The 13,282-nt window shown below is 59.8% G+C and carries 9 protein-coding genes; 5 read left to right on the top strand and 4 right to left on the bottom strand.

Features of this window, described 5'->3' with window-relative positions; genetic code table 11:
• Positions 1-78: 78 nt before the first annotated feature.
• The 3 genes from fumC to BMY55_RS07420 are packed head-to-tail and all read left to right on the top strand — an operon-like array spanning position 79 to position 1,894.
• Entirely contained in the window at positions 79-1,473 is a 1,395-nt protein-coding gene (gene fumC / locus BMY55_RS07430) for a class II fumarate hydratase (RefSeq protein WP_091429550.1), read from the top strand.
• Positions 1,473-1,670, top strand: a complete 198-nt coding sequence (locus BMY55_RS07425; RefSeq protein WP_091429549.1) for a DUF4169 family protein — start codon at positions 1,473-1,475, stop codon at positions 1,668-1,670. The genes fumC and BMY55_RS07425 overlap by 1 nt, the downstream gene beginning before the upstream one ends.
• A complete protein-coding gene (locus tag BMY55_RS07420; protein WP_091429547.1) occupies positions 1,667-1,894 on the top strand; it encodes a ribbon-helix-helix domain-containing protein in 228 nt (75 codons plus the stop codon). The genes BMY55_RS07425 and BMY55_RS07420 overlap by 4 nt, the downstream gene beginning before the upstream one ends.
• Before the next feature lie 3 nt (positions 1,895-1,897).
• On the opposite strand, the gene BMY55_RS07415 is transcribed toward BMY55_RS07420, so the two are convergent.
• Together BMY55_RS07415 and BMY55_RS07410 are read right to left on the bottom strand one after the other, a co-directional pair.
• The gene (locus BMY55_RS07415; protein ID WP_091429545.1) at positions 1,898-3,271 is read right to left on the bottom strand and encodes a cytochrome P450; all 1,374 of its coding nucleotides are present in this window, start codon (positions 3,269-3,271) and stop codon (positions 1,898-1,900) included.
• Positions 3,268-4,530 (bottom strand): hypothetical protein, encoded by a 1,263-nt coding sequence (locus BMY55_RS07410; RefSeq protein ID WP_091429543.1) that lies wholly within the window; start codon positions 4,528-4,530, stop codon positions 3,268-3,270. The genes BMY55_RS07415 and BMY55_RS07410 overlap by 4 nt, the downstream gene beginning before the upstream one ends.
• Before the next feature lie 486 nt (positions 4,531-5,016).
• Here BMY55_RS07410 and BMY55_RS07405 point away from each other — a divergent pair, with 486 nt between their 5' ends.
• Positions 5,017-5,244, top strand: a complete 228-nt coding sequence (locus BMY55_RS07405) for a sulfurtransferase TusA family protein (protein WP_091432170.1) — start codon at positions 5,017-5,019, stop codon at positions 5,242-5,244.
• A gap of 49 nt (positions 5,245-5,293) precedes the next feature.
• On the opposite strand, the gene BMY55_RS07400 is transcribed toward BMY55_RS07405, so the two are convergent.
• Together BMY55_RS07400 and BMY55_RS07395 are read right to left on the bottom strand one after the other, a co-directional pair.
• On the bottom strand, positions 5,294-8,104 hold the full coding sequence (locus BMY55_RS07400; RefSeq protein ID WP_091432168.1) for a ribonuclease E/G: 2,811 nt from the start codon (positions 8,102-8,104) through the stop codon (positions 5,294-5,296).
• Positions 8,105-8,693: 589 nt separating this feature from the next.
• Positions 8,694-11,234 (bottom strand): penicillin-binding protein 1A, encoded by a 2,541-nt coding sequence (locus tag BMY55_RS07395; protein ID WP_091429542.1) that lies wholly within the window; start codon positions 11,232-11,234, stop codon positions 8,694-8,696.
• 184 nt (positions 11,235-11,418) lie between these two features.
• Here BMY55_RS07395 and BMY55_RS07390 point away from each other — a divergent pair, with 184 nt between their 5' ends.
• Positions 11,419-13,245, top strand: a complete 1,827-nt coding sequence (locus BMY55_RS07390) for a M3 family oligoendopeptidase (protein ID WP_091429540.1) — start codon at positions 11,419-11,421, stop codon at positions 13,243-13,245.
• The last annotated feature ends 37 nt before the right edge of the window (positions 13,246-13,282 follow it).

Below are 13,282 nucleotides of genomic sequence, written 5' to 3'. Positions count from 1 at the left end.
GTTCAGGCGCTACCAGCATTGAATTTGGTGTGCAGTCGTGTACAACGGCCTCGGTTTTGAAAACAAAGGCGCCAAGACATGACCCAGACCCGCACAGAATCCGACAGCTTTGGCCCGCTTGAGGTTCCCGCTGACAAATACTGGGGGGCGCAGACGCAGCGCTCTTTGATGAACTTCCCAATTGGCTGGGAAAAGCAGCCCATTGCCATCGTGCGCGCCTTGGGCGTGATCAAACAAGCCTGCGCCGAGGCAAACAAGGCCTCGGGCGCGATGGACGGCAAGATCGCCGATGCCGTCATTCTGGCCGCAAGCGAAGTGGTGGCTGGCCAGTTCGATGACAACTTCCCGCTGGTTGTCTGGCAGACCGGGTCCGGCACCCAATCGAACATGAACGCCAACGAGGTCATCGCCAACCGCGCGATCGAAATCATGGGCGGCGTGATCGGCTCGAAAGACCCCGTTCACCCCAATGACCATTGCAACATGGGGCAATCCTCGAACGACACGTTCCCGACCGCGATGCACATCGCCACGGCGATGAGCGTGCGCGACGTGCTGTTGCCGGGCCTTGAAAAGCTGCTGGCCGGTCTTGAGGCCAAGCAGGACGAATTCAAGGACATCATCAAGATTGGCCGCACCCATACGCAGGATGCGACGCCCTTGACCTTGGGACAGGAATTTTCGGGCTATGCGCACATGATCCGTCAGGGGATTGCGCGGGTAAAGCTGGCCCTGCCCGGGATATACGAACTCGCCCAGGGCGGCACCGCCGTTGGCACCGGGTTGAACACCAGGAACGGTTGGGGCGAGGAGGTTGCCGCGAACATGGCGCGCATCACCGGCCTGCCCTTCGTCACCGCCCCCAACAAGTTCGAAGCCCTGTCCGCCCATGACGCCATGGTCTTCATGTCAGGCGCTTTGGCGACCGTCGCAGGATCGTGTTACAAAATTGCAAACGACATCCGCTTCCTCGGATCCGGCCCGCGTTCGGGTCTGGGCGAACTGATCCTGCCGGAAAACGAACCGGGCAGTTCGATCATGCCGGGCAAGGTGAACCCGACCCAGGCCGAGGCACTGACGCAGGTGGCGGCGCACGTGATGGGCAACGATGCCGCGATCAAGTTCGCAGGCTCGCAGGGGCATTTCGAACTGAATGTCTATAACCCGATGATGAGCTATAACCTTTTGCAATCCATCCAGCTTCTGGGTGACGCGGCGGACAGCTTCACCGAACGGATGCTGAATGGCATTCAGGCCAACGAACCACGCATCGACAAGCTGATGAAGGAAAGCCTGATGTTGGTGACAGCGCTGGCCCCGACAATCGGCTATGACAACGCGACCAAAGTGGCCAAGACCGCGCACAAGAACGGCACGACGCTGAAAGAAGAGGCGATCGCGCTTGGCTTCGTGGATGAGGCGATCTTTGACGCGGTGGTGCGCCCCGAACAGATGATCGGCCCGAAGGACTGATGGCCGGGTCTGGTTCAGGGCCGGTCAACCTGAACCGGTTTCGGAAAGCGAAGGCGCGGGCTGAAAAAAAGGCCCGCGCAGACGAGAACGCCTTAAAACACGGGCGCACGAAAGCCCAGAAAGCAGTGGAACGCGCGGACAAGACCCGCGCGGAGCACCTGCTGGACAGTCACAGGCAAGACACGGACACGGAATGACCGCGCGCCCCGAAAAACACTCGCTGACCCTGCATGGGCACCGCACATCGGTGTCGCTGGAACCTGAATTCTGGCAGGCCTTTCGCGAGATTGCGAATGCGCGCGGATTGCCCCTGAACGCACTTGCAGCCGAGGTTGATGCAGCACGCGGTGTGGATCGGGGACTGGCATCGGCCATTCGGGTTTATGTGCTCGATCACTACAGACGACCGTCCGAGGGCTGAGCTTTACTCTCGTGGTGTCAGTGACAGCCAAATCCCGTCTTCGCCCCGCACCGTCAGATGGGCCACCGGCATGGCGGGTTTGTCAGCCACAAGCGCGAAGCGATAGGCCCGCACCAGCATCGACAGGATCAACGGCCCCTCGATCATCGCAAAGCCTGCACCGGGGCAGACCCTCTGCCCGCTGGAAAACGGGATATAGGCGTTGCGAAGGCAGGATTTTCCGTTCGCGGTCTGAAACCGGGCGGGGTTGAACGCGTCGGGATCGTCCCACAAACGTTCATGACGATGCAGATGCCACGGGCTCAATACGATCTGGCTGCCTTTGGGCACAGCGCGTGCGCGGAATCTCTCGGGACAGCGCGCCTCGCGCACCATCATCGGCACGGGGGGATAAAGGCGCAGCGCCTCGCGGAACACATCGCGCGACAGACGCAGCCGCGACATGACCGAGAAATAGATCTTGTCGGGGTCAATCTGCGACTGTGCCTCTGCTGCAACCCCGTCCTGCCAATCGGGATATTGCGCCAGAAGATACAGCGCCCACGCCAAAGCCGAAGCGCTGGTTTCATAGCCCGCAAGAAAGAAGATCGCCACCTGATCGACCATTTCATCAGTGTCAAACTGATCGCCGGTCTCGGGATCGGTCGTTGTCATGATCTTGGTGGCCAGATCTTCTGGGGCTGTGCCCTGCCCGATCGCGGCCATACGGGCGGCGGTCAGGTCCTGGATCAGCCCCCTGATCTGGCGCGCGGTCTCTTTCGCCTTGCGGCGATGAAACCGCGGCATCCAGCGCGGCAAGGGCAATAGCGCCCCAAGGTTGACCACAGGTTGGGCGCGCTGATGGTCGCGGAACTTCGCAAACACCTGCCCGGCTATCTCATGCTCGATGGGAATCGAGAAAAGCGTGCGAAAAATCACGTCGGCGGCGGCGTGGCTGGCATGGCTTTCAACCTCGACCGGAGTTCCATCCGCCATGGGGCGCAGGCGGTCCACGGCGGAAACAGCGGCGTCCCACATGGCCGGGAACACCTCGCGCAACCGCCCGCCTTCAAACGCCGGGTCGATGATGCGGCGCTGGCGTTTCCAGACCTCTCCATTGGTGACAAAGACCGAGTTGCCCAAAAGCGGTGCCAGCCCTTCGCGGATGCGGTCGGATTTGGGGAAGTCATCGGGCCGTTCTTTCAGAACCAGATCGACAAGCGAGGGGTCATTGCACATGTAGCTTCGAAAGAACGGCGTGCGAAATTCGGCCATCCACGCGTGATACAGCCGCGCAGGCTGGGCGGAAAGTATGTCGCGACGAAACAGTTTCGCGTAACGCCAAAGCGACACCCGCCCGCTGCGCGACGGTGGCTTGGGGGGCAAGCGTTCAGTCATGCTGTCATGCTCGTGTATTTCGAGACTGGCGTTTCTATCCTGCTGGCCGACGGGCGGCGGTCCCGATAGCGGTCTGCCAAAGTCAACGGCCCCGCTGTGATCCGGAAATAATCATAGTCTGCGGGCTGATCAAAGGCGCAGAGGTATTGGAAGTGCAACCGGAAAAACCGCCAGCGCAGTTCCTTCCATCGTGCCGGGCTAAGCGTTTTTGAAAACGCGGCTGAGATAATCAGCGGCCAACGTTTGCCCGTCGCGGGTGCGACACCCGACACGGCTACCGGGTCACACAGCGCAAAGGCACAACCGTCGCCGGGGGCGGTTACATCGACCCATGCGATCCGGGTCTGAACGCTCATGTCACGCAGGTCGCGCCGCAGGCGATGCGCTTCGGGCAGGAAACTGACCATCGGCACCACTTGCCCAAGGCTCAGAAAAGCCAGCCTCGGGCCATCCTTTGGCACGCGCCCGGCCCGCAGCAGATCTGCAAGAACAGACACGGCCAGATGCGCGCCGGAACTGTGCCCTACCACCAGAACCTCATCCACGTCCGAGCGCAGCGCCTCGGCAATCTCATCGGCGAACAGTGCCATCCGCGCCTCCAATTCCGGCGGGTTGGCCCCCTTCGAACGCGCCGAATAGGCGTAGTCATGCATCAGGTAATAGACATAAAGCCTGTTGTCGATCTTGCGAAACCACTTCATCATAACGACCACCGTGGTTGCAAACCCGATCCAGTAGCTGACCATCATTGCGTCCGCCCTGAGCGTCAGATGTCCGGCAAAAAACGCTGTGACATGGCCAAGAATATGACCCAGTAGAAGTGCAAGGATCAGTTGCAGGATCAACATGCCCACCGGATAAAGTGCCGCGATCACCGGCCCCTTGCGCAACCGCATCAGCCGCCATAGTGCCCCGGATGATATATAGGTCCACGCCGTCCGCGACATCAGAAGATAAGTCTGCGCGATGTTCAGCTTCATGCTGTCGCGCACAATGTCAGCCCAGACCAGCACGTCGAACTCGGCCTCGGTCCCGGTGTCATCCATCCGGCCCGTGACCTGCCAGCCATAGGTGCCCGGCCCCTGCCGTCCGATCAGGTCGATCCTATAGCCCGAGATCGCACCCTGCTTGGCCCCTTCCTTGCGATACAGCTCACGATACCTGCGCGGATGAATCGGGTCGTAACCGGGGATGTAAAACACCCGGCGGCGACGCACATATGCGGGATAATCGGGTGGGGAGGCGTCGTTAGGTTTCATTGACCCGGCCTGGCTGGTTTGTCCGCAGACTAGCCGGAAAAACAGGCGAAATTAAACCCTTATCTAACAAAGCCCCATCAACCAAGGGCGGCCAATGCTTCGAAAGCCTCAATCGACCAGTAAGAAAAGCACAAAAGCCACCGTCAGCGTCATCAGACCGATGGTATACAGAAACAGGCCATGATGCGTTCGATCCGCTTCATATGCCGTTTCATGCCCCGGTCAGGCGGGAAGACGGCCGCGACCAGACGGAAAGGGTTCCCCAGCCCAGCAGCATAGGTTGCGTGCAGGGCGGTTTTCTGAGCGACTGACCCTTCGGACGCCGAAAAGGACGGGATCGCGCCAAGCCGCGCCTCGTCATTGAGGAACGAAATTTAGATCACAGCCAGGAAATGCACGCCGCCACCTGCCACAGCATCATAGCCGCGCGACATGTTTGCTCTCCCAACCAATGGACAGACCAGCGCCAAAGTCCTATGGGAAGATATGAAATTTGACGATGATCTGGATGCGCTGGGGCTGCTGTGTCCCCTGCCCGTATTGAAGGCGCGCAAGCGCTTGAAGTCGCTTGAGAAAGGGCAAGTTCTACGCCTGCAAGCGACCGACCCGGCGGCGGTGATCGACGTGCCGCATTTCTGTGCTGAACAGGGTCATGAATTGGTGGCGCAGGAAGATCACGAAGCCGCCACGCATTACTTTATCCGCAAGGGTTAGGTCCAATCAACAAAGGCCGGGCGCTGCCCGGCCTCTATTTGTCTGCGTCCTAGCTGCCCAGTGACCACCAGCCCTTGCGCTTGGGCTTGGGGGGCGCGTCAGCCTTTACCTCTGGCTCGGACGCTGCGGTGGGCGCGGCGCTTGCCATCGCGGGCTCGGGCGTCTTGTCAGCGACGGGGTTGGCCTCTGCCTGCGCTGGTGCGTCCTGCGTCGCCTCGTCAGTCTTTTTCTTCCGCGACGTGGCAGCCCGTTTTCGCGGAGCTTTCTTGGGTTTCTCCTCGGTGTCAGCCGCCGGAGCGTCTTCTGCCTTTGGAGTGTCCCCGACCGCCTCGTCCTTGGGCTTTCTGGCGCGGGACTTGCGCGCCGGCGTTTTGGGCTTTTCCTCTGCATCGGCCTCTGCCGTCGCATCGGTTACAGCTTCTTCCGCCTTCGCTTTCGCGGCCCGTTTGCGGGGCGCGCGTTTGGGCTTCGGTTTCTCTTCTGCCTCGGCCTCTACGGAAGCATGTGCATCCCCAGGTGCTGCGTCTGCCGCCACGGTTTCGTCAGCGGTCTCATCCTCTGGTTTCTTCGAGCGACGACGCGGCGCACGCTTGCGTTTGGGCTTTTCAACCGCATCCTCGGACGGCGCTTCGGCCTCGGCATCTGTGTCGGTCCCGTTCTTGGCGTCATCCGCCGCACTGTTGTCGTCCGACGCCTCACCGTTCTGAGTGTCCTGACGCGTATCGTCCCCATTGGACGACCGACGCCGCCGACGACGACGACGGCGCTTCTTGGGTTTCTGTTCTTCCTCAGAGGTTTCTTCGACCACCACTTCGGCCTCTTCCACCTCGTCGATATCGTCCATCAGTGAAGCATCGACCGACACGACTGGCGCGGTTGCTTCCGGCACCGTGCGGGTGGCGGTCTTGTACTTCTCGATCGAGTAATCGGGCGAGATCAGGAAAGGATCCGCCTCAATCCGAACGGCCATGCCATAGCGCGCTTCGATCTGCGCGATATGTTCGCGCTTGTTGTTCATCAGGAAGTTCACGATGCCGACCGGGGCCTTCACCAGAACCTCGCGCGACCGGCGGCGCACGCCTTCTTCTTCCAACTGACGCAGAATGTTCAGCGCAAGGTTGTCATCCGAGCGGATCAGACCGGTGCCGTGGCAATGGTTGCAAGGCTGTGTCGTCGCCTCGATCATGCCGGGGCGCAGGCGTTGGCGGGACATTTCCGCCAGACCAAAGCCCGAGATACGGCCCACCTGAATACGCGCGCGGTCAGTTTTCAGCTTGTCTTTCAGCCGCTTTTCGACCGCGTTGTTGTTGCGGCGTTCTTCCATGTCGATGAAGTCGATCACGATAAGACCGGCAAGGTCACGCAGACGCAGCTGGCGCGCCACTTCTTCTGCGGCTTCAAGGTTGGTCTTCAGCGCCGTTTCCTCGATCGAGCCTTCTTTGGTGGCCCGGCCCGAGTTCACGTCGATGGCCACCAGTGCCTCGGTCACGCCGATGACGATATAGCCACCCGACCGCAACTGCACGGTGGGGCTGAACATGCCCGACAGATAGCTTTCGACCTGATAGCGCGCGAACAGCGGCATCTGATCCTGATACAGTTTCACGTTCTTGGCGTGGGACGGCATGATCATCTTCATGAAGTCCTTGGCGGTGCGATAGCCCGCCTCGCCTTCCACGAACACTTCGTCGATCTCGCGCGAATACAGATCGCGGATCGAGCGTTTGATCAGGTTGCCTTCTTCATAAATCTTGGCGGGGGCGGACGAATTCAACGTCAGCTCACGGATCTGCTCCCACAGACGTTGCAGATATTCATAGTCGCGCTTGATTTCCGACTTGGTGCGCTTGGCGCCTGCCGTGCGCACGATCAAACCTGCCCCCTTGGGCACGTCGATTTCGGCGGCGATTTCTTTCAGCTTCTTGCGGTCAGGCGCGTTGGTGATCTTGCGGCTGATCCCGCCACCGCGCGCGGTGTTGGGCATCAAGACGCAATACCGGCCTGCCAGTGACAGATAGGTGGTCAGTGCGGCACCCTTGTTGCCACGTTCTTCTTTCACGACCTGCACCAGAAGGATCTGGCGCACTTTGATCACTTCCTGAATCTTATAGCGTTTCGGACGCGGCTTGCGGCGCGGGCGAATATCTTCAACGGCGTCATCATCGGCGACGCTTTCGATCTGGTCATCCTTTTCCGAGGCGTCCAGCGGTGCGTCATCATCGTCGTCGCCTTCGTCCTCATCATCGCCATCGCTGTCGTCGTCAGCGCCGTCGGAGTGGGCGGCAGACCGGTCATCCGCATCGGCAGAAATGTCGCTGCCATCGGAGTTCAGGTCGTCCTCGGGTTCTTCTACCGGAGTTTCATCGACCCGCTCCATCGGAGATTGGCCTTCAAGGTCATCCTCCGCGCCATTGTCCAGATCAATGACATCCATGCCGGACCCTGTGGCTTCGACCTCTTTGGTCGTCACCGCATCATCGGACTTGGCCTCTTCGGCCTTGGACCGGGACCGACCACGCGACCGGCGACGGCGGTTGCGTGGTTTTTCGTCTTCGTCCGCCATGGCTTCGGCATAGGCGCGCTCTTCTTCCAGCAGCGCCTCGCGATCCGCGACGGGGATTTGATAGTAATCTGGATGGATTTCGGAAAAGGCCAGAAAGCCGTGGCGATTGCCGCCATAATCCACGAAAGCCGCCTGTAACGAAGGTTCGACCCGCGTCACCTTGGCCAGATAAATATTGCCAGCTAGTTGGCGTTTGTTTTCTGATTCAAAGTCAAATTCCTCGACCTTGTTTCCGTCGACCACCACAACGCGGGTTTCTTCCGCGTGGGTCGCATCGATAAGCATCTTCTTGGGCATGTGTTCTTTCCGCACCCCAAACGCGCGCCCTTCCAGGCGGAAGCGCACGATTTTCGGGGTGACTTGTCAGGGCGAAGCGATGCGTGGGATACGGCAACAAGGTCAGGGGCTTACGCCCCGCCTTTTGTGTTTGCTCGATCCTCTCGCGCATCATCGCGTTTCTTCTCCGGTCGCGCTTGCAGGTTCTGGAGTGACCAGAAACCCGTGCGCGGCCCATTCTTATGCCCGGTCTGTTGTCAGACATCGGGCGGATTTTCGGATCGAGAACACAGGCTTTTCGGGCTCTACCGTCCTTGATCGTCAATTTCGCGCTCTGGCAGCCAGCCCATTGTCGGGCGCGTTCCAAAGCATTCTCGGCTTGTTTTGCCCCGGCCTGTGGCATTGGCCATCATTCGGTCAGCAAAACAACGAAACTCTCGTCAGTGGTCGGGCGCGAACGCGCGATCCACCGTAGATGGACCATACGTGGTCCGGGGTCCGAATGACAATGGGCAAAATGCAGATCAAAGCAGATGAATGGTGCATGCAAGGTGACAAACCGGCCCGATGCCTGCCTGACCGCGCCAACGCCCCGCCACCGGAATCCTTGCTAATAAAGGCCACCGGACGACAGGGAACCGAAATCTGCCTTGCCGGGAACCACCACCGTTTTGCCGGTCGAGGTTTGCACCTCGGTGGTCCCTTCGTCCGTTTCGCCACGATCAAACATGGGCAGATTGGCGCCCATGGCGAAGCCACCATCGAACATCACACCAAACAGAGGCTCTTCTCCATCTCGGAAATATTCGGCAACCACATAATCGCCCGAAGCATCCGGCGGCAAACGTGCGCCGGTGAAACGGTCGATATTGATGAAACGACCGCCCGGAGGCACTTTGAATTCACCACCGCCATATTCCTTGATCGCCTCAAGCATGAAGCGCTGGAACACCGGACCACACATACCACCACCCGAGGTTCCGGGCATGGTACGAGGGCGGTCATAGCCGATATAGCAGCCTGCCACGATGTTCGAGGTGAAGCCGATGAACCAGGCATCCCGCTCGTCATTGGTGGTGCCGGTCTTGCCGGCTGTGGGCACTGGCAGGTTGACGACGCTGCGCGCCGTGCCGCGTTCAACGACGCCCTGCAACATAGAGGTAAGTTGATACGCGGTGATGGCGTTCATCACCCGCTCGCGATCGGAGACGATCTGTGGCGCCTGCCCGCTGGCGAGAGACGGGTCGCTGCAATCGGCACATTGGCGACTGTCATGACGATAGATTGTCTTGCCCCAACGGTCCTGCACACGGTCCACCAGCGTCGGCTCTACCCGTTCGCCTCCGTTGGCGAACATCGCATAGGCAGCGACCATGCGAAACAAGGTCGTCTCCTCGGCCCCCAGCGAATTGGCAAGGAACTGGTTCATCCGGTCATAGACACCAAAGCGCTCGGCATAGCTTGCCACAGTGTCCATTCCGATTTCCTGCGCCAGACGCACGGTCATCAGGTTACGTGACTGTTCAATCCCGGTGCGCAAGGGCGTCGGGCCATAGAAGCGGTTGGAATAGTTCTTGGGACGCCAGATTTGGCCACCGGAAACCACCTCGATCGGGGCGTCGATCACAATGGTGGCGGGGGAAAACCCACTGTCCAGCGCGGCGGCATAGACGAACGGTTTGAAGCTTGACCCCGGTTGACGCGTCGCTTGTGTCGCGCGGTTGAACACCGAATGCTGATAGCTGAAGCCGCCCTGCATCGCCAGAACACGGCCCGTGTTCACGTCCATCGCCATGAACCCGCCCTGCACCTCGGGCACCTGACGCAAGGTCCAGCGGATGAAACTGCCATCTTCATCGCTGGTCATCTGGCGCACATGCACGACCTCGCCCACTTTCACCAGATCACCGGCGACTTTGGCGCGGCGTCCAAGACTGCCGTCTTCTTCAAGGCGGCGCGCCCATGTCACGTCTTTGGCGGGGATCCAGTGCCCGTCTTCATTCTCGTCCACACCTTCGATGCCGATACGTGCGTCACTGTTGCCGACTTCCAGAACGACCGCCGGATGCCAGCCTTCGATGTCGCGTGGAAATTTCGCTTCGGCCAGCGCAGCACGCCAAGTCGCTTCGTCGCCCAGCACGTCCTGCGGCAACGTCACGCCTGTCGGTCGCCACACGCCGCGGCCGCGGTCAAAGCCTTCCAGCCCGATGCGCAGGCTATCTGCCGCCACCTGTTGCAAGTCGGGATCGACGGTCGCTCGAACCGTCATGCCGCCGGTAAAGAATTCTTCTTCCCCAAAATTGCGGCTGAGCTGACGACGGATTTCGTCGGTGAAATAGTCGCGCGGCGGAAGCGCCTGACGGAACGCCGGAAAATCACCGTTCTGAACCGACAGCAAGGGCTTGATGACCTCTGCATCATAGGTTGCGCGGTCCAGATAGCCGTTCTGGAACATCTCGCGCAGCACGTAATTGCGCCGTGTCAGCAGCCGATCCTTTGCCCGCACCGGGTGAAAGTTGCTGGGCGCTTGCGGCATCGAGGCCAGCGTGGCGGCTTCGTGTGGTTCAAGTTCGTCCAGCGTCTTGTTGAAATAGGTCTGCGCCGCGGCAGACACACCATAGGAGTTCTGGCCAAGAAAAATCTCGTTCAGATACAGCGCCAGAATTTCGTCCTTGGACAATGTGCTTTCCAAACGCACCGACAGGATCAATTCCTTGATCTTGCGCTCTGCCGACCGTTCCGAACTGAGCAGGAAGTTCTTGACCACCTGCTGCGGGATGGTGGACGCGCCACGCAGCTTGCCGCCGCGGGCCGCCTCTAGCGCGGCGGCGGCAATCCCACGAGGATCAAAACCGGCGTGAGTATAGAAGTTTTTGTCCTCGGCCGAGATGAAAGCATACTTCACGAGGTCGGGAATCTCGTCCGACGGGGCAAACAGACGACGCTCGCGAGCGAATTCGTCCATCAACCGACCTTCGCCAGAATAGACACGGCTGATGGTGGCGGGTGTATAGTTGGCAAGCTGCTCGTGGCTGGGCAAGTCCCTGGAATACATCCAGAAAACGCCGCCAATGGCCAGCGCGGCCATGAAAATGGCCAGCGTAATGCCGGTAAACACGGCACCGAAAATGCCAAGAATGAATCGGATCAAGCGCGTGTCCTTTGAAAACTGCTTCCCACCTATAAAGGGACCGCGGGGCCGGGTCAAAACCCCAAGACGGGGAATATCGGCTAATTCGTGCCCCGTGCCGCGACCGGTTGCCAAGCGCGGGGGCGGATTGCAACTGCCCTGCCCCCGTCCTATGTCTTGACCCAGACAACAACCCGGAGGTCCGATGTTTACCACCCTTCCCTTCCCCGTTCGCGATGCCAATGCACAAACCGGTGATGTTCCTCTTGAAGGGCTGCCCGAATGGGATCTGAGCGACCTCTACACCGCTGAGGACGCACCGGAACTGGCGCGCGATATGAACTGGCTAGAAAAAGCCTGCGCCGATTTCGCCGCCACCTACCAGGGCAAGCTCGCCGGTCTGGATGCTGCTGGAATGCTGGGGTGCATCGAAGATTACGAAAAGATCGACCTGATCGGCGGGCGCATCATGTCCTTTGCGGGCCTGCGTTATTATCAACAGACCACGGATGCGGACCGCGCTCAGTTTTTCCAGAACTGTCAGGAAAAGATCACTGTGTTCACCGCGCCGCTGGTGTTTTTTTCGCTGGAAGTGAACCGGATCGACGACTCCGTGCTGGACGGCTGGTTTGCCGACAACGCGGCGCTTGCCCGTTACAAGCCGATCTTCGACCGCCTGCGCGCGATGCGGCCTTATCAATTGTCCGACGAGTTGGAACAGTTTCTGCATGACAAATCGTCGGTCGGTGCCTCGGCGTGGAACACGCTGTTTGACGAAACCGTCGCGGGGCTGATGTTTACCGTGAATGGCGAGGAGCGCGGGCTGGAGGCCACGGCCAACCTTCTGACAGACAAGGATCGCGAAACCCGCGAGGCCGCGTCGCGCGAAATCGCCAGCGTTTTGGGTGAAAACACGAAGCTTTTCTCGCGCATTCACAACACGTTGGCGAAAGAGAAAGCGATTGAGGACACGTGGCGCAAGATGCCAACCCCGCAGACCGGGCGGCACTTGTCCAACCACGTAGAACCCGAAGTGGTCGAAGCCTTGCGCAACGCCGTGGTCGCCGCCTATCCGCGCCTGAGCCACCGATATTACGAGTTAAAGCGCAAATGGCTGGGGCTGGACGTGATGCAGGTCTGGGACCGCAACGCGCCCCTGCCGATGGAGGACGACAAGCTCGTCGGTTGGCCTGCGGCTGAAAAGATCGTCATGGACGCCTATGCCGATTTCGACCCGCGCATGGCCGAGATTGCCGCGCCGTTCTTCTCGAAAGGCTGGATTGATGCGGGCGTGAAACCCGGAAAAGCACCCGGTGCCTTCGCACACCCGACGGTAACGAACGTGCACCCCTATGTGATGTTGAACTACCTGGGCAAACCCCGCGATGTGATGACCCTGGCGCATGAATTGGGCCACGGTGTCCACCAAGTGCTGGCCGCCGATCAGGGCGAAATGCTGTCCTCCACCCCGCTCACCCTGGCCGAAACCGCGTCCGTCTTCGGTGAAATGCTGACCTTCCGCAAGCTGCTGGGTCAGGCGAAAACGCAGGCCGAAAAGAAGGTGATGCTGGCGGGCAAGGTCGAGGACATGATCAATACGGTCGTGCGCCAGATCGCATTTTACGATTTCGAATGTAAGTTGCACGAAGCCCGCGCAGGCGGCGAATTGACCCCCGACCAGATCAACGACATCTGGATGAGCGTTCAGGGCGAAAGCCTTGGCCCGGCATTTGAATTCATGGACGGATATGAAACCTTCTGGTCCTATATCCCGCACTTCGTCCATTCGCCCTTCTATGTCTATGCCTATGCCTTTGGCGACGGGCTCGTGAACGCGCTCTATGCGGTCTACGAGGAAGGCGATGCGGATTTTCAGGACAAGTATTTCGAGATGCTGAAGGCAGGCGGATCAAAGCATCACAAAGAGCTTTTGGCCCCCTTCGGCCTTGACGCCTCGGACCCGAAATTCTGGGACAAGGGGCTGGCAATGATCGAAGGCTTCATTGATGAGTTGGAAGCGATGGAAGACTAAGCATCCCCTGCTCAGGCCGACATATCAGGGCGCATAA

This window comes from Aliiroseovarius sediminilitoris (assembly GCF_900109955.1).
GTDB classification, from domain to species: domain Bacteria; phylum Pseudomonadota; class Alphaproteobacteria; order Rhodobacterales; family Rhodobacteraceae; genus Aliiroseovarius; species Aliiroseovarius sediminilitoris.
This window is presented reverse-complemented; position numbering and strand designations above follow the sequence as displayed.